Origin of the sequence: Streptomyces sp. NBC_01446 (assembly GCF_026340095.1) — a bacterium.
Lineage (GTDB): Bacteria > Actinomycetota > Actinomycetes > Streptomycetales > Streptomycetaceae > Streptomyces > Streptomyces aureus.
Genome location: NZ_JAPEPO010000003.1, coordinates 931,715 through 949,032, shown reverse-complemented (window position 1 = coordinate 949,032; position 17,318 = coordinate 931,715). Strand labels below are relative to the sequence as shown.

At 70.2% G+C, this 17,318-nt stretch carries 15 protein-coding genes; 6 read left to right on the top strand and 9 right to left on the bottom strand.

Features of this window, described 5'->3' with window-relative positions:
* The first annotated feature begins 111 nt into the window (after nt 1-111).
* Nucleotides 112-1,005 (top strand): LysR family transcriptional regulator, encoded by an 894-nt coding sequence (locus OG456_RS49020; protein WP_266571582.1) that lies wholly within the window; start codon nt 112-114, stop codon nt 1,003-1,005.
* 69 nt (nt 1,006-1,074) lie between these two features.
* Here OG456_RS49020 and OG456_RS49015 read toward each other — a convergent pair whose 3' ends face one another.
* The 9 genes from OG456_RS49015 to OG456_RS48975 form a co-directional block, all read right to left on the bottom strand.
* Nucleotides 1,075-1,848, bottom strand: a complete 774-nt coding sequence (locus tag OG456_RS49015) for an SDR family oxidoreductase (RefSeq protein WP_266571581.1) — start codon at nt 1,846-1,848, stop codon at nt 1,075-1,077.
* Nucleotides 1,849-2,177: 329 nt separating this feature from the next.
* Complete coding sequence (locus OG456_RS49010) at nt 2,178-4,076, bottom strand: multicopper oxidase family protein (protein WP_266571580.1); 1,899 nt, start codon at nt 4,074-4,076, stop codon at nt 2,178-2,180.
* Nucleotides 4,077-4,316: 240 nt separating this feature from the next.
* Nucleotides 4,317-5,108 carry an alpha/beta fold hydrolase gene (locus OG456_RS49005; protein WP_266571579.1) on the bottom strand — a complete coding sequence of 264 codons (792 nt, stop codon included), beginning with the start codon at nt 5,106-5,108 and terminating at the stop codon, nt 4,317-4,319.
* Nucleotides 5,109-5,275: 167 nt separating this feature from the next.
* Nucleotides 5,276-5,920, bottom strand: a complete 645-nt coding sequence (locus OG456_RS49000) for a CoA transferase subunit B (protein WP_266571578.1) — start codon at nt 5,918-5,920, stop codon at nt 5,276-5,278.
* 2 nt (nt 5,921-5,922) lie between these two features.
* Entirely contained in the window at nt 5,923-6,705 is a 783-nt protein-coding gene (locus OG456_RS48995) for a CoA transferase subunit A (protein ID WP_266571577.1), read from the bottom strand.
* Nucleotides 6,705-7,001, bottom strand: coding sequence for a muconolactone Delta-isomerase (catC, locus tag OG456_RS48990; RefSeq protein ID WP_266571576.1), 297 nt, complete (start codon nt 6,999-7,001; stop codon nt 6,705-6,707). The genes OG456_RS48995 and catC overlap by 1 nt, the downstream gene beginning before the upstream one ends.
* Nucleotides 7,002-7,071: 70 nt before the next feature.
* Nucleotides 7,072-7,932 (bottom strand): catechol 1,2-dioxygenase, encoded by an 861-nt coding sequence (gene catA, locus OG456_RS48985; protein ID WP_266571575.1) that lies wholly within the window; start codon nt 7,930-7,932, stop codon nt 7,072-7,074.
* A gap of 53 nt (nt 7,933-7,985) precedes the next feature.
* On the bottom strand, nt 7,986-9,089 hold the full coding sequence (locus OG456_RS48980; RefSeq protein ID WP_266571574.1) for a mandelate racemase/muconate lactonizing enzyme family protein: 1,104 nt from the start codon (nt 9,087-9,089) through the stop codon (nt 7,986-7,988).
* Nucleotides 9,086-10,042, bottom strand: coding sequence for a LysR family transcriptional regulator (locus OG456_RS48975; RefSeq protein ID WP_266571573.1), 957 nt, complete (start codon nt 10,040-10,042; stop codon nt 9,086-9,088). The genes OG456_RS48980 and OG456_RS48975 overlap by 4 nt, the downstream gene beginning before the upstream one ends.
* A 352-nt stretch (nt 10,043-10,394) precedes the next feature.
* On the opposite strand from OG456_RS48975, the gene benA reads away from it, so the two are divergent.
* The 5 genes from benA to OG456_RS48950 all read left to right on the top strand — a co-directional run bounded on the left by benA (nt 10,395) and on the right by OG456_RS48950 (nt 17,109).
* Nucleotides 10,395-11,786, top strand: a complete 1,392-nt coding sequence (gene benA, locus OG456_RS48970) for a benzoate 1,2-dioxygenase large subunit (protein WP_266571572.1) — start codon at nt 10,395-10,397, stop codon at nt 11,784-11,786.
* Nucleotides 11,783-12,331, top strand: coding sequence for a benzoate 1,2-dioxygenase small subunit (benB, locus tag OG456_RS48965; protein ID WP_266571571.1), 549 nt, complete (start codon nt 11,783-11,785; stop codon nt 12,329-12,331). The genes benA and benB overlap by 4 nt, the downstream gene beginning before the upstream one ends.
* A 61-nt stretch (nt 12,332-12,392) precedes the next feature.
* The gene (gene benC / locus OG456_RS48960; protein ID WP_266571570.1) at nt 12,393-13,439 is read left to right on the top strand and encodes a benzoate 1,2-dioxygenase electron transfer component BenC; all 1,047 of its coding nucleotides are present in this window, start codon (nt 12,393-12,395) and stop codon (nt 13,437-13,439) included.
* Nucleotides 13,436-14,230, top strand: a complete 795-nt coding sequence (locus OG456_RS48955) for a 1,6-dihydroxycyclohexa-2,4-diene-1-carboxylate dehydrogenase (protein WP_266571568.1) — start codon at nt 13,436-13,438, stop codon at nt 14,228-14,230. The genes benC and OG456_RS48955 overlap by 4 nt, the downstream gene beginning before the upstream one ends.
* 50 nt (nt 14,231-14,280) lie before the next feature.
* Nucleotides 14,281-17,109 carry a LuxR family transcriptional regulator gene (locus tag OG456_RS48950; protein WP_266571567.1) on the top strand — a complete coding sequence of 943 codons (2,829 nt, stop codon included), beginning with the start codon at nt 14,281-14,283 and terminating at the stop codon, nt 17,107-17,109.
* Nucleotides 17,110-17,318 lie beyond the last annotated feature (209 nt).

Here is a 17,318-nt window from a genome sequence, read left to right as displayed (position 1 = left end):
GCCGACCCCCGGCTCTCCCGGGGAATCGCCATCAGCGGGACTGAGTTGCCAACTGTTGCAACGATGACAACGGGTGGACGGTGGTCCGCCGCGGGAAGGGGACGGGAGCCGATGAGTCTTCGTCAGTACGAGTACGCCCTGGCAATCGCCGAGGCGGGCTCGGTGACGGCGGCGGCGGAGCTGCTGCACGTCGCTCAGCCGTCGGTGTCCCAGCAGATCCGTGGCCTGGAGCGGGAACTCGGCGTGGAACTGTTCGCCCGCACGCCGACCGGACTGGTGCCCACTGTGGTCGGCCGCGCGTTCCTGCGGGAGGCGGAGGTCGCGGTGAGCGCGTCGCGGCGAGCGAGGGCGACGGCGCGGGCCGGTGCCGTTGAGCTGGTGGGCGAGCTGGTCGTCGCGGTGCAGATGGGCTTCGGCACACGGCAGCTGCCGGGCGCCCTCGGCGCGCTGCGGCGCCGCTTCCCGCGGCTGGAGGTCACCGTCTTCGAGGAGCCGAGCTCCGCCGAGCTGGAGCGGCTGTGCCGCCGGGGCGTCCTCGACCTCGCCCTGATGGCGGCGTGCGAGCGGAGCCCCGCCGACGCCCACCACCTCGGCGACGAGGAGTTCGTCGTGGTGCTTGCCGCCGGGCACCGGCAGCTTGCCGCGGACCGGGTCGGGCTCAGCGAACTGGAAGGGGAGCCGTGGGTGAGGTTCGACCGCGACAGCGCGCTCGACGGTGTGCTCCTGAACGTGCTGCGGAACAACGATCCGACCCCGACCACGGCCGCCCGCGTGTCCCAGACGGCGACGGCCGTGCGCTGGGCCGCCCAGGGGCTGGGGGTGACGCTCGTCCCGGCTTCCGCGGTGCCCCATGGGCACGAGTACCTTGTTCGCCCGGTGTTCCCGGCCGTGTCCCAGCCCGTCATCGCCGTGGTCCGGCCCGGCGCCGGGCCGGCGGAGACGGCTCTGCTCGAACTACTGCGTAAGGAGACCTGGACCGAGTCCGCCTCCTTCTCACCGGCCTGACAGGCGAGAAGGAGGCGGTTTCCGCTGAACTCCCTTTGGCGGAACCGGTGTTCCGGAATTCTGTCCGCGTCAACCCCTCGGGAATTCGCCGCCGTCCACGACGAGATTGCTCCCGGTCAGCCAGCTCGCCCGGCCGGACACGAGGAACAGCACCGCGTGGGCGATGTCCTCGGGCCGGCCGTCGCGCCCCAGAGGCACGGTGGGGGCGTCGCTCTGGCCCGGCGCCAGCTCAAGGCGCGACCACTGCTCCCGCGTTCGTTCGCCACCGGGGGTGGCGACTCTGCCGGGAGTCACGGTGTTGACCCGGATCCCGAACGGGGCCTGTTCCAAGGCCAGCCCCCGGCTGTAGTTCTCCAGCGCCGCCTTCGCCGCCGTGTAGTGCAGGAACGGTGCTACTGGTGTGAGGACCGCGGCGGAGGAGACGTGCACGATCGTCCCCGAGCGCCGCTCCCGCATTCCCGGTACCAGCAGCGAGTCCAGCCGCACCGACGCCAGGTAGTTCAGGTCCAGCGCGTCCTGCCACTCCTCGTCGGGGATGGCCGCGCTGCCCTCGTGCGGTCGCGCGCCACCCGCGTTGTGGACCAGGACATCCACCCCGCCGAGCACCTCCTGCGCGGCTTCGGCGAGCGCCTGTGTCCCAGCCCGTGTCCGTACGTCGCCTTCCACGAAAGTGGCCCCCTCCGGCACCGTGCTCGTAGCCGTCCTGGCGGTCGTGACCACCTCGGCGCCCGCGTCCAGGAGTTGGCGCACGACGGCCGCTCCGATGCCGCTGGAGCCGCCCGTGACAAGGGCTCGCTTTCCCGCGAGTTCTCGCGTTCCCGACCCGTTCTCGATCGTGGTCATGCCACCGGTCCTTTCGATCGCGTGTTCGTCAGCTCGACGGAAGAAGGATCGACGTGCGCAGAACGCGAATTCGCGGAGAAATCGCGGTGAGCACCTCATCGAGCTGTTTCACGGTAGGTCCGGAAAAGAGCGAGAGGCAAAGACGAAATATCAGCAGGTGCCATAGGGAATTCCTATGGCACCCCGGCCCCGGACGCCGAGCGCCGGACCCGCGGCGAAGTCCTGGTCCTGTAGTTGCTCGAACCGTGCCCGAACTGACAGCCGCGACCTCCAACGACGGCTCGCCGCCCCGGAGGCCGGGGCGGCGAGCCGTAGGTCGGTCGATCCCGTCAGCGGTCGTCGCTGTAGTGGCCGGCGTGGTCACCCTCGGTGTGGTCGTCGTCGCCGACGATCGTCCACGGGCGCATCAGGTCGTCGTCTTCGTGTTCGAGGATGTGGCAGTGCTGGACGTACGTCGCCGGCAGCTTGGTGCCGCTTCCCCGTAGCCCCGCGATCCTCTCCGTCGGCGGGTCGAATTCATTGATGACGATTCTGGTCACCGTCTCCGGATAGGACTTGACCGTGTCCTTGCGGGACAGTGCTTCATCCGGGTCCGGCGGAATCGGCGGACCGGTGAGATAGTTCGCCAACACCGGCTTGTCCTCGGGTTTGCGGCCCCCGGCAATCCACTTCTCATACTGTGCCTGGTAGCCGGCCGCGTCGATCGGCTGCCTGTTCAACACCTGGAAGTTGACGAGGTGGACATGCATCGGGTGGCCGTCGTGATTGGGATTGATGTACTCCCAGATCTCGGTCGAGCCCGCCTTGACGAAGTCCTCGGACGGCTCCATGAACGGCACCGCGTTGAACGTCATGGTGCCGAAGAGCTGGTGCTGGTAGAGGACCCACTCCCGCCGGCGGGTGTGCGCCGTCACCTGGATGGGTTCGGCCTTCGGCAGCTCGAGCTCCATGGGTGGCGTTGTCCTGTCGCCGCCTCCGGACGACCGTTTGGTGACATGGAATTCCATGACTTCCGAGATCTCCGGTCCATCTCCGCCGGGGAAGTGCACGGGCGCGTTGTAGTTCGTCAGCGTGACCTTCGTGCCCATGGGCACCTTGCTGAAGTCGACGATCAGGTCGTACCGCTCGGCCGGCGAGATCAGGAAGTTCAGCATCTGCAACGGGGTGCGGAGACCGCCGTCGGTGCCGATCAGCCAGAACGGCAGGACGGGCTGAGGCATTACGTCCTCGGGAACGTCGAACCTCAGCCGCCAGAAGCGCTCGTTCGAAGCGTTGAGAACGCGCAGCCGGTAGCGTCGCCGCTCGACCTCCAGGAAGGGGTATGCCTTCCCGTTGACGACCGGGGTGTCCTCGCCTTGCTGCAAGGTCATGGTGTAGGCGAGCGAGCCGTCCGGGTGGAAGGTCCGGTCCTGCAGGATGAGGGGGACCTCGAATTCGCCTCGCGGCAGTCCTAGCCGATCGTCGGCGGGGTCACCGACGCGGTAGAGACCGGCAAGGCCCGCATAGACGTTGACGCTGGTCATCCCCATGCCGTGGTCGTGATACCAGAGCATGCACGAACGGTCGTGGTTGGTGTAGGCGCAGATCTGCTCATTGGGTTCGACCCGGCTCGGGTCCAGGCTGCTGTAGGACTCGGCGTGGATGCCGTCCGGGCTGAACGACTGCAGCGGCATGCCGTCGGACTGTGGCGCGGTGAAACCGCCGTGCTGGTGTACGACGTTCCACACGTTGACGTTCGCGGGAAACGGCTGCATGGGCTTGTAGGGCGGCGGAGGGGTCGGGGTGAGCTGGGGGTCCCCCTTGCGAATCTTGTTGATCACGAACTGGAACAGGTGGGTGGTCGGCAGGTGGTTGCGGTACTTGACGACCGTCGGGTGGTCCCTGGTCACGCTGAGGGTCGGCCCCAGGTAGCCCATGCCGATCGGCTTGCGAGGGTCGTGCGGGTTCGCGGCCCAGTAGCCCCACACCTTGGCCGGCCCGAGATCCCGGTGGAAGCGCCATGTGCCCGGCCGCATCGTGATCTCGTAGTAGTCGGCGCCCGGATAGACGGAGGGATCCGAGATGGCTGTCCTCGGGATGGGCAGCGGGTCGACGAACTTCTTCAGCTTGGGGGTGTGCGGAATCGACGTGTTCGCGGACGCCGACCCATGACCGTGACCGTCCGCTGCGTACGCCTGCTCTCCCGCACCCCGTGGAAGCATGGTCGCACCGCCCATGGCACCGGCCATGAGGAATCTCCGTCGCCCAACCATCGTCTGCAGCCCTTCGTCGCCTCGCGTGACGTTGAAGAGATACAGGGCTGGTCAGAGCCGTGGACGCAGCGCGCCGGTCCGGTTCGGGAAAGGCACTCATTGAGCCGATCTCGGCAGTAATTCGGAAGGTATCGGTATCGGGATCGAATTATTACCACCAATCCGAATGCGCGGTTCGCCGCTTTTCCGTGCGCGAATTGCGCCTATTTTGCGCATTCAATGCTGCGGCCCTCTCGGATCGCGGACATGAGCGCTCAGTACCGCGCCGACAGCCTCGGGTTGCTCGACCGCGAGATGCCCGATGGCGCATGCCTCCAAGGTGGCATCGGCGATCCCGTCCGCGAGTTCCCGGGCGTGATCGAGAGGGGTGGCGATGTCGAGGGAGCCACCGACGACGAGAGTGGGAGCGGTGATGCGGGCCAGGTCGGGTCGCAGGTCGTAGGCGGCGAGTGCGTCGCAGCAGGCTGCGTAACCGACCGGATCGCTTTCGGCTAGGTCCCGGAACAGAGCGCGTCCGAGAGGAGTTTCGGCGGTCCCCGGATCGCCGAACCAGCGGCCCGGGCTGGTCTCCACCACCGGCCCGATCCCCTCGCGCCGCACGAGGGCGGCACGCTCCTGCCAAGGCTTCGGCGGCCCGAAGTGGGCGGAGGAGCAGACCAGTCCCAGCGAGGCGACACGTTCCGGGTGGTGGACCGCGAGATGGGCCCCGACCGCGCCGCCCAGCGAGATACCGGCGTACGCGAACGACTCCCAGCCCTGCGTGTCCGCGAGCCGCAACACCTGTGCCGCCAACGCGGCGACGCTCGCCGTCCCGTCGTGCGGAAGGAGGTCTGTACGCGAACCCCCGTGCCCCGGAAGGTCCCAGCGCAGTACGCGGTGCGTCCGCGTGAGAGTGGCCAGTTGTGGACTCCACACGTGCAGGGACGTTCCGAGCGACGGGCCGAGGACGAGCGGGGGAGCGCTGGGTGGACCGTCGAGTACATGGTGCAGGAGATGAGGATGGGCCACGCGGAATCCCTGAGTGCTGTTCGAGGAGGGCTTTCGGAGGGGCTGTGCGGAGGGGGCTTTCGGGGGAGGGATCTCAGCCGGTCGGCGTGCGGCCCGTGTCGACGATGCGGACGTCCTTGAGGCGGCTCACCGGACCACCTCCGGGATGTGGGCGTCCTTGAGGCGGCTCACCGGACCACCTCCGGGATGTGGACCTTGGCGCCGGTCTTGGCGACGACCTCGTCCACCGTCACATCCGGCGCCAACTCCACCAGCTGCATGCCGTCTTCGGTGATGTCGAGGACAGCCAGGTCGGTGACGATCCGGTCGACGCAGCCCTTGCCGGTGAGGGGGAGCGTGCAGGTGTCGACCAGCTTCGGCGAGCCGTCCTTGGCCGTGTGGGTCATGGTGACCAGCACCGTGCGGGCACCGTGGACGAGGTCCATGGCGCCGCCGATCCCGGTGATCATCTTTCCGGGGACGGCCCAGTTGGCCAGGTCCCCGGTCGAGGAGACCTGCATCGCGCCGAGGACGGCGACATCGATGTGACCGCCGCGGATCATCCCGAAGGAGAGAGCGGAGTCGAAGTAGGAGGCGCCCGGAAGGACCGTGACGGTCTCCTTGCCCGCGTTGATCAGGTCGGGGTCGACGGCGTCGTCGGTCGGGTACGGGCCGGTGCCCAGGATCCCGTTCTCGGACTCCAGGATCACCTCCACGCCCGCCGGAAGATGGTTCGGGATCAGCGTCGGCAGGCCGATGCCGAGGTTGACGTACTGCCCGTCGCGCAGTTCACGGGCGGCGCGGGCGGCCATCTGTTCGCGTGTCCAGGCCATGGTTAGTTGCTCACCGTCCTTCGTGCCGGAGGCGCGGAGATCGTGCGCCGCTCGATGCCCTTGTCGGCGGCCTGCGCCGGGCTCAGCTCGATCACGCGCTGCACGAAGATGCCCGGCAGGTGCACCTGGTCCGGTTCGAGGACGCCGGGCTCCACCAGCTCCTCCACCTCGGCGATCGTGACCCTCCCGGCCATCGCCGCGAGCGGGTTGAAGTTGCGGGACGACTTGTTGAACACCAGATTCCCGTGCCGGTCGCCCTTCGCGGCGCGGACCAGCGCGAAGTCGGTGCGGATGCCACGCTCCAGCACGTACTCGACACCGTCGAAGACGCGCACCTCCTTGGGCGGGGAGGCGAGGGCGACGCCGCCGGTGCCGTCGTAGCGCCAGGGCAGACCGCCGTCCGCGACCTGGGTGCCCACCCCGGCCGGGGTGTAGAACGCCGGGATTCCGGCGCCGCCGGCGCGCAGCCGCTCCGCGAGCGTGCCCTGCGGGATCATCTCGACCTCGATCTCGCCGGCCAGGTACTGGCGGGCGAACTCCTTGTTGGCGCCGATGTAGGAGCCGGTGACCCGGGCGATCCGGCCCGCCGTGAGCAGGACGGCGAGGCCGGAGTCCAGCGCGCCGCAGTTGTTGGACACCACGGACAGGCCGGTGGTGCCCTGCTCGTGCAGCGCCTTGATCAGTACGTTCGGCACCCCGCTCAGTCCGAACCCGCCGACCGCCAGGGACGCACGGTCCCCGACATCGGCGACGGCCCGCCCGGCCGACGCGACCACCTTGTCCATCAGGCGGCCTCGCCCGTCGCGGCGATGTCCGACGGGTGCAGCGCCAGCGGGGTGACCTCGATCTCCATGTACGGGAACAGCGGCAGACCCCACAGGATGTCGTGCAGCTCGTCGTTGTCCCGGACGTCGAAGACGCTGAGGTTGGAATACTGGCCCACGCAGCGCCAGATGTGCGGCCAGATGCCCTTGCGCTGGAGTTCCTGCGAGTACGCCTTCTCGCGGGCGAGCGTGTCCGCGCGGACGTCGGGGTGGAGATCGTTGGGTATGCGGACGTCCATCTTGACGGCGAACAGCACAGCGGGCTCCTTGAGTTACGGGGTGGGGCGGGTGCGCGCCCCGGAGGCCGGGCCCCCGGGGCGGGGCGCGTCAGGCGCGGTCGAGCACGAAGTCGTACGTCACTTCGTTGCCCTCGCCGGTCGTGGCCGGGGAGGGGGCGAGGACGAGTTCCGGCTTGACGGCCTGTGCGATGTCGTCCTCCACGTGGTTGCCGCCCTTGAAGTAGAGCTGCGTGGTGATGAGGTGGTGGCCCTCGGCGGCGACCTTCAGGTGCAGATGGGCCGGGCGCCAGGCGTGCCAGCCGGCGGCGGAGATGAGGTTGCCGCAGGCGCCGTCGGTGGGGATCTGGTAGGGGGCCGGCTCGATTGTGTGGATCTTGAAGTTGCCCTGGTCGTCGGCGACGACGGTGCCGCGCAGGTTCCACTCGGGCAGACCGGGGGCGTACTGGGAGTAGAAGCCGTCGTCGTCGGCGTGCCACATCTCGATCGTCGCGCCGGGCAGGGGGGTGCCGTCGACCGACGTGACCTGGCCCTGGAAGAGGAGGGGTGTGCCCTTCTCGTCGGGGCGCAGGGGGAGGGTCGCCTCGGCGGGCAGCTCCGGGGAGTCGGGCACGTAGTAGGGGCCCTCGATGGTGCCCTTGGAGCCCTCGCGGCTCTCGTTGGCGACCTCCTCGACGACGTGCTCGATCCACACGTCGAGGAAGAGCGGCCACTCGCCGTCCTGGCCGATCTGGATCAGCCATGCCTTGAGGGCGTCGTACTCGGCGTAGGTGACCTTGTGGCGGCGGATGATGTCGTGGACGGACGTGATGAGTTCGGACGCGAGGGTGTCGACGCGCTGCTGGCTGCTGGCCGCGCCGGAGCGGGCCTTCTGGGCGAACGCGGCGGTGGCGGCGTTCCCGGACGCGGCGGCGGTGGCCTGCTCCTGCTCGGCTTCGGTGAACGTGGTCATGATGCGGCTCCAATCGGGAGAGGTGGGGCAAGTCGAAGGTGTGGCAAGGGAGTTCAGCTGTCCTGGCGGTAGCGCGTCAGCTTCTCGGGGTCGAGTTCGATGCCCAGACCCACGCCCTCGCGCACCCGCAGCGTGCCGTCGCGGATCTGGAGGGGCTCGGCGAGCAGGTCGTCGCTCATGTCGAGGTAGTTGGAGAGCTCGCCCGCGCGGCGTGAGGTGGCCTCGAAGGCCGCGCCGAACGCGACCGAGCACAACGAGCCGATCTGACAGTCGATCTGATTGCCCATCACTACTTCGACGCCGAGGCCCTCGCTCTCGAACAGCACGCGCTGGGAGTGGCTGAAGCCGGTGCGGGCCGTCTTGATGCTGATGGCGGTGGCCGAGCCCCCGAGGAGTTCACGCGTGACCTCGCCGGGGCGGGTGGCGCTCTCGTCGGCGACGAAAGGGACCGGGCAGCGTTCGACGAGCCAGCGGCGGCCCAATACGTCGTCGGCGGGGCAGAGTTCCTCGGCCAGGGTGAGGTCGAGGTCGTCCATGGCGCGCAGGGCGCGGGCCGACTCGGAGGCGGTCCAGCCGCGGTTGCCGTCGACGTACAGCTCGACGCCGTCGCCGAACGCCTCGCGCAGCGCCCTGCAGACCTCGACGTCGAGCTGGTAGGGGCGGCGGCCGACCTTCACCTTGAACGTCGTGATGCCGTAGGTGTCGCGGACGCGCTGCGCCTCTTCGACCATCTCCGCCGGGGGAGCGAAGCCGAGCATGTGGGACACGGCCATGAACTCGCCGTAGCCGCCCAGGAGTTCGGTGACGGGCAGGCCGGCGGCCTGGCCGACGATGTCCCACAGGGCCATGTCGACGGCGGCCTTCGCCGTCGGGTTGCCGACGGTCCGGTTCAGCTTCGCGCGCACGGCCTCGCGCCGGGTGGGCGCCATGCCGAGCAGCTGCGGCTCGAAGATCTGCCGGATCACGGTGACGATGGACTGCTGGGTCTCGCCGTAGGTGAAGGGCCGGGGCGGTGCCTCGGCCAGGCCGGTGAGGCCCGCGTCGGTGTGCACCCGGACCAGGACGTGCTCGGCGGTGTGCACCTCGCCGCTCGCGAACTTCAGCGGCTTTCGGTAGGGGATGGCGAAGGGGATCGCCTCCACTGCGGTGATCTTCACGTGGTTCCTCTGTGATTCTGTGCACCGGCCCGGCTGGGGGCGGTGACGTCTGGGGAAGCGTCGCCGGTGGAGAAGGCGTCGGCCGCGGTGAGGGCCGCGAGGACGGCCGCGAGCAGCGGTGAGGTGTCGCCCGTGCGCCAGGCGAGGGCGAGGCGGACCCGCTGGGCGTCCGGGACCGGCCGGAAGACGACCCCGTCCCGGCTGACGGACCGCACCGAGTCGGGCAGCAGCGCCACTCCCAGACCCGCGGCGACCAGGGCGAGGGCCGTGGACGTCTCCGTCACCTCGTGGGCGGTGTGCGGATGGAAGCCGGCGCTCAGACAGCTGCTGATCACCGCGTCGCTGACGATGGAGCGGGACGTGGCGGCGTACATGATGAAGTCCTCGCCCCGCAGCCGCTCCAGTGGCACCTCGGGTGACTCGGCGAGCCAGTGGTCCGCCGGCAGCACCAGGACGAGCGGCTCCTGCGCGATGTCGCGGCAGGTGATGCCCTCGCCGCGGACCGGGGGCCGCAGCACCCCGATGTCCAGGCGCGACTCGGAGAGCGCCGCCTCCTGGGCCGGGGTGAACATCTCGGTGTGGACCTCCAGGGCCACCCCGGGCAGTTCGCGCTTGACGGTCCGGGCGAGCTCCGGCAGATGCCGGTAGCCGGCCGAGCCGGTGAGTCCGATACGCAGGATGCCCTCGGCGCCCTGCGCGAACCGCCGGGCCCGGGCGGCCGCCTCGTCGACGGAGCGCAGGATGCGCACCACGTCGGTGTGGAACACCTCGCCCGCACCGGTCAGGCCGACCTGGCGGGTGGTGCGGTGGAACAGCGCGACCCCCAGTTCCGCCTCCAGTTGCCGGATCGCCTGGGAGAGCGGTGGCTGTGCCATGCGCAGCCGCTCGGCGGCCCGCCCGAAGTGCCGGGTCTCCGCGACGGCGGCGAAGTACCGGAGATGGCGCAGTTCCATGAGGGCCTCCACAAACGAAGGGACACGCAGACACGCGGACAACGCGGACATGCGGACACGCAGACAACGAAGACAACGCAGACAACGCGGAAAGCGCAGACAGCGCAGACAGCGCTGACGACCAGGGGTCTTGGGGCGTCCGCACCTTCGTCGATGCAGCTCAGCGTAGGAGCCGTCATTCAGATGGCACAAATACCGAATTCAGCGTGATCCATATCTGCTGCATATGAAAAGCACCCTGGGTGGGGACTGGGCAAATGTCCGGGGTGGCCCGCCCCTGGCCCTGCCATGGTGCTGAGCACCCGATGAGCCGTGCCGGCGGGCGGCACCTCGCCGGGCATCAGGAGGAGCCATGACCGAAACCTGGGCAGCGGCCCGCAGTGTGTTGAGCGAGGCACTGGTGGAGGATCCCGGAAACGGGGTGTACCGGCTGCGTCGCAGCGCCTTCACCGACGAGCAGCTCTTCGAACTGGAGATGAAGTACGTCTTCGAGGGGAACTGGATCTACCTCGCGCACGAGAGCCAGATCCCGGAGATCGGCGACTACTTCACGACGTACATGGGCCGCCAGCCGGTCGTCGTCTCCCGCACCAAGACCGGCGAACTCACCGCCCTGATCAACGCGTGCAGCCACCGCGGCGCGATGCTGTGCCGCCGCAAGACCGACAACCGAACCACGTTCACCTGCCCCTTTCACGGCTGGACGTTCAACAACGCCGGCAAGCTCCTCAAGGTCAAGGACCCGCGGGACGCCGGATACCCGGAGCAGTTCAACAAGGACGGCTCGCACGACCTGACCAAGGTGGCCCGCTTCGAGAACTACCGCGGATTCCTCTTCGGCAGCCTCAACCCGGACGTCAAGCCGCTTGTGGACCACCTCGGCGACGCCGCCAAGGTCATCGACATGATCGTCGACCAGTCCCCAGAAGGCCTCGAGGTGCTGCGCGGCTCCTCGACGTACACCTACGACGGGAACTGGAAGCTCCAGGCCGAGAACGGCGCCGACGGCTACCACGTCTCCGCCACCCACTGGAACTACGCGGCCACCACCGCGCGGCGTACCTCCGGCGAGTCGAAGAACGACACCAAGAACATGGACGCGGGCGGTTGGTCCAAGCAGCGCGGCGGCTTCTACTCCTTCGAACACGGACACCTGCTGCTGTGGACCGAGTGGCTCGACCCCGCCAACCGCCCCCTGAACGAGCGGCGCGACGAACTCGTCGAGAAGTACGGCCAGGCCCGCGCCGACTGGATGATCGGCGTGTCACGCAATCTGTGCCTGTACCCGAACGTCTACCTGATGGACCAGTTCAGCTCGCAGATCCGGCACTTGAGGCCGCTGTCCGTGGACCGCACCGAGGTCACCATCTACTGCATCGCGCCCAAGGGCGAGAGCGCCGAGGCCCGCGCGAACCGCATCCGCCAGTACGAGGACTTCTTCAACGCGACCGGGATGGCCACCCCCGACGACCTGGAGGAGTTCCGCTCCTGCCAGAAGACGTACCAGGCCACAGCCGCTCCGTGGAACGACCTCAGCCGCGGCGCCGCCCACTGGATCGACGGACCCGACGACGAGGCCCGCAAGCTCGGCATCGACCCGATCGCGAGCGGCGTCCGCACCGAGGACGAGGGCCTCTACCCCGTCCAGCACGGCTACTGGCTCGACACCATGAGCGCGGCACTCGCCGCCGAGGACGAGCTGGCCGGGACGACGCGCAATGAGCGAGGGGGCGACGCACGATGACGACGACCACCGTGCCGGGCGAGAGCGCCTCGACGCAGGCCGACGAGTTCCAACTCCTCGAATCCGTACGGAAGTTCCTGTACCGGGAGGCCCGGTATCTGGACGACCGCGAGTTCGAGCGCTGGCTGGAGTGCTACCACCCCGACGCCGAGTTCTGGATGCCGGCCTGGGCCGACGACGACGAACTCACCCGCGACCCGCAGACCGAGATCTCCCTGATCTACTACGCGAACCGGGCCGGCCTGGAAGACCGGGTCTTCCGCATCCGCACTGACCGCTCCAGCGCCACGAGCCTGCCCGAACCGCGCACCGGCCACAACATCACCAACGTGGAGATCGCAGGGCGCGGCGGCGCGGACGGCGAACTGCTCGACGTGCGCTTCAACTGGTTCACGCTCTACTACCGCTACCAGCACACCGACATGTACTTCGGCACCTCGTACTACACGCTCGACCTGTCGGGCCCCGAGCCGGTCATCCGCCGCAAGAAGGTCGTCCTCAAGAACGACTTCATCCACCACGTGGTCGACATCTACCACCTCTGAGTGGCACCCGGCCGGCACCGGCTCCGCACCCGTCAGTCAACTCCCCGAATCGAGAACGTACATGGGCTACCAGGTCGCCTTGGGCTTCGAGGACGGCACCACCCGGTTCATCACCTGTGAACCGGCCGAGACCGTCGCCGACGCCTCCTACAAGGCCCGCATCAACATACCGCTCGACTGCCGCGACGGCGCCTGCGGCACCTGCAAGTCGTACTGCGAGTCCGGCAGTTACGACGGCGGGGACTACATCGACGAGGCGCTCACCGACGACGAGGCGGCGCGCGGCTACTGCCTGCCATGCCAGATGACCCCGCACAGTGACCTCGTGCTGCGCATCCCGACGACGTCGGCCGCCTGCAAGACGGGACCGGCCACGCACACCGCGACCGTGACGGCCGTCGACCGGCACTCGCCGACGACCGTCGGCATCACTCTCGCCGTCGACGACAGGGCCGCCCTCGGCTTCCTGCCCGGCCAGTACGTCAATGTCGGTGTGCCCGGCACGGACGGCGAGAGCCGCGCGTACTCCTTCAGTACGGGGCCCGGCCAGGAGCGGGTCTCCTTCCTGGTGCGCGTCGTCGAGGGAGGAGCCATGTCGACGTATCTGACCGAACGGGCCCAAGCCGGCGACCGGGTGACCTTCACGGGTCCCATGGGCGGCTTCTTCCTGCGCGAACTCGCACGACCCGCACTGCTGTTGGCGGGCGGAACCGGTCTCGCCCCGCTCCTGTCCATGCTGGAGACGCTCGCCACGGCGGGGTCCCCGCCCGCACACCCCGTCCACCTGCTGTACGGAGTCACCACCGACCAGGACCTCGTCCACCTCGAAACCCTCGCCGACTACGCGGCCGTCCTGCCCGGCTTCACCTTCGACCACTGCGTCGCCGACGGGGCGAGCAACGCCGCCAACAAGGGGTACGTGACAGCTCTGTTCGGCGCCGACGAGCTGCACGACGGCGACTGCGACGTGTACCTGTGCGGGCCGCCCGCGATGGTCGAGGCCGTGCGCGCCCACATCGACGCGCTCGGCGTCGAGCCCGCGCACTTCCACTACGAGAAGTTCACGCCCGCCGTCGCGGCGGCCGACCTGGTGGGGGCGGGCCGATGAGAGGCCAGGTCTACGCGGGCCGGTTCGCCGGGCGGACCGCCGTGGTGACCGGCGCGGCCCAGGGCATCGGCGAGACCGTGGCCCGCCGCCTCGCCGCAGAGTCCGCCCATGTGGTCCTCGTCGACCGCGCGGAACTCGTCCACGACGTGGCGGGGGAGATCATCGCGGCCGGCGGCGAGGCCGAGTCCGTCGTCGCCGACCTGGAGGAGTACACGGGCGCCGAGGAGGCGGTCGCCCGGGCGCTCGACCGGTTGGGCCGTATCGACGTCCTCGTGAACAACGTCGGCGGCACCATCTGGGCCAAGCCTTACGAGCACTTCGCCCCGCAGGAGATCGAGACCGAGATCCGCCGCTCCCTCTTCCCGACGCTGTGGACCTGCCGTGCCGTCCTCCCGCACCTGTTCGCCCAGCGCTCCGGCACCGTCGTGAACGTCTCCTCGGTCGCGACCCGGGGCATCAACCGCGTGCCTTACGCGGCGGCCAAGGGCGGCGTCAACGCCCTCACCGCCGCGCTGGCCCTGGAGGCGGCACCGTACGGAGTGCGCGTCGTCGCCACGGCGCCGGGCGGCACCGAGGCGCCGCCGCGCAGGGTCGCCCGTGGCCCTGCGGCGGGAGACGAGCAGGAACGGGGCTGGTACCAGCAGATCGTCGACCAGACCGTCGAGTCGTCGCTGATGAAGCGCTACGGCACGCTGGCCGAGCAGGCGGCGGCGATCACGTTCCTCGCCTCCGACGAAGCGTCGTACATCACCGGGACCGTCCTCCCGGTGGCGGGCGGCGATCTGGGGTGACGCACGCGCCCGCTGGTGGCGACGCCGGAGCGTCGCGTAGCGTCCGCCACATGCACAGCCGCGACCGGACACACCCCGAAGGCCCGGACGGACCCGTCGACGCGGTGGGCCGGGAGCGCGAACGGGCCGAGCTGGAGTCCGCGTACGCCGCCGTCGCCGAGGAAGGCCCGGCCGCCGTCCTCGTGCGTGGCCCCCGGGGCAGCGGCAAGAGGACGCTGGTCGAGCGCTTCGCCGCCGCGCACCCGGAGTCCCTGACGGTGCGCGTGCGCGGTCTGCGCTGGGAGGCGGACCGCGCCGGCGGGGTGGCGGGTCAGCTGCTGCGGAGCGTGGAACGGGCGGTGTCCGGTTCGCCGCCGAACGGGTCCTGCGACGAGGGCCGGCACGCCGGACCTGCGCAGGGCATGCCGCAGCCCGAGTCGCCGGGGGTGGCCGACCCGCTGGTCTTCGCCGAGCTGCTGGCGTCGGCCCTGGCCACGGGGCGCACCGGTGGACGGTGTGCGCTGATCGTCGTGGAGGACACCCAGTGGGCCGACGCCGCCTCCCTGCGGGGCCTCGCGTCTGCCCTGCGGCTGATGACGGACGTGCCCGTGCTCGCCGTGCACCTGGTCGACGACGACGCGGTGGCCGAGGCGGACACGGCGCGGTTCCTCGCGGAGTTCCCGGGCGATGTCGTCCACCTCGAACCGCTGCAGCCGCACGACGTGCGACGCCTGGCCGCGCTCCATGGAGTGGACCTGTCACCCACCGCCGCGCAGGAGCTGTGCCTCCACACGGCGGGCGTCGCGGGAGACATCACCGCCCTGCTGCGCGAGGCGCCGCGCGAGACCTGGTCCGACCCGCCGACCGTGCTGCCCGTCCCGCGTGACCGGGCGGCGGACGTACACCGCCGCCTGAGCGCCTGCGCCGACGAGGCACGGCGGCTCACCGAGGCGTGCGCCGTCCTCGGCAGCCCCGCGCGCTTCGCGGACGCGGCTCACCTGGCTGCGCTCACCGAGCCGCTGGACGCCCTCGACGAGGCGTGCCGCGCGGGCCTGCTCAGCCCGCCCGTGGGCCCGGGCGCTGGCCGCGTCGCCTTTTGCGACCGCCTCACCGCAGCGGCCGTGTACCACTCGCTCGGCCCAGGCGAGCGCGCCCAACTCCATTCCCGTGCGGCCGAGTTGGTCGAGGACGAGGGGCAGCGGCTGCGCCACCGGGCCGCCGCCGAACCGCCGCTCGCGAACGAGGAACTGGCCGCAGCCCTGGAGGCGCACGCCGCCGGGCGGGCAGCCGTCGGCGCCTGGTCGTCCTGCGCGCGGGCCCTGCTCCTGGCCGCCGACCTCAGCCCGTCCCCCGCCGGCCGACAGGCCCGGCTGCTGAGGGCCGTCGACGCCCTGGTCGGAGCGGGCGACCTGCCGCGCGCACAGAGTTTCTCGGCCGTCCTGGAAAGCTTCCCGTCCGGCGCCCTGCGGGACGCCGTGCTCGGCTACCTGACGCTGCTGGGCGGACGCCCGGCCGAGACCCAGCGCCTCCTGGACAGCGCCTGGCACAGGGTCGACCGGGGGCGCGACCCGGAGACCGCCGCACTGATCTGCCAGCGCCAGGTCCTGCACGCCCTCGCCGACTGGCGTGCTGACGACCTCGTGCGCTGGGCCGGGACCGCCCTCGAACTCGCCCCGGAGAGCTCGCCCGCCGTCGTCGAGACCCGTGCGATCCTCGGCCTCGGCTATCTCGGCCAGGGCCGGGTGGCCGAGGCGCTGGAGGGCGTCGACCGGCTGGTCGGCGAGGTCGCCGACAGCGCGCAGCGCCAGCGCGTCCGGATGTGCCGCGGCTGGCTGGCCCTGTCCCAGGACGACCTGTACGGCGCCTGGCACGACCTGGAGAGCGCCGTGCCCACCGAGTACCGCAAGGGCTCCACCCGCATCTCGCTGTGGGCGCAGGCCTGGCTCGCCCGTACCCGCTTCACCCTCGGCGACTGGGACGAGGCCCTGGAGACGGTCGACCGGGCCGCGGGCCGCGCCGCCGCGGCCCGCATGGAACTGCTGCGCCCGCTCATTCACTGGACCGGCGCCCAGATCCACGCCCTGCGCGGCGACCGGGCCCGCGCCGAACAGCACGTCAGAGATGCCGCGGCCGACCGCCGCCACTACGCGATGATGCTCATCCCCGCCTGTCTCGCCCGCGCCCACCTCGCCGAGATCCGCGCCGACTACGAGCAGGTGGTGGAGGCGCTGACCCCTGTCACCCGCCTCGCGTCACGCGACGCTGTCGACGAGCCCGGCATGTGGCCGTGGCACGACATCTACGCCAACGCCCTCGTGATGTGCCACCGCACCGACGAGGCCGACGCCTTCCTCGCCCCGCTCGAAGCCCGCGCCGCCGAGCGCGGCCACCGCTCCACCCGGGGCCGGCTCGGCTACCCGCGCGGCCGGATCGCGGCGGCCCGGGGCGACATCGACGAGGCCCGCGAGCACTTCGAACGGGCCCTGGCGGCGCTGGAACCGCTGCCGATGCCGTACGACCGGGCCCGCGTCAACTTCGCCTACGGCCAGACCCTGCGCCGGGTCGGCAAGCGCCGCGACGCCGACACCGTGCTGCGGCGGGCCAGCGACGGGTTCGCGGCCCTCGGCGCCACCGCCTACGTCGAGCGCTGCGACCGCGAACTCAAGGCGGGCGGCGTCACCGGCCAGCTCACCGACCGCACCACCGCCGACTTCAGCCGCCTCACACCGCAGGAACAGCACGTCGCCGAACTGGTCGCCCGCGGCGTGACCAACCGCGAGGCAGCGGCCGAACTGTTCATCTCCGTCAAGACAGTGCAGTACCACCTGACGCACATCTACACGAAGCTCGGCATCCGCTCGCGCGGGGAGCTGGCGGCGCTCCGGCGCGACGAGGCCTGACCGCACCCACCTGCGACGTGCCGTACGGAGCTGAGGAATTCCCCTACTCAGCGCAGTCAACTCTCAATAGTCCGCGCCCCTTTGCGCCTCGTAGCGTGAGGAGCAGGGCGGTACCGACACCGCCCGGCAAGGCGAGGAGACACTCACATGACGCAGGCGCTGAACTCGTCAAGGACAGCGCAGGAAACCTCCGGAGCGGACACACGCCC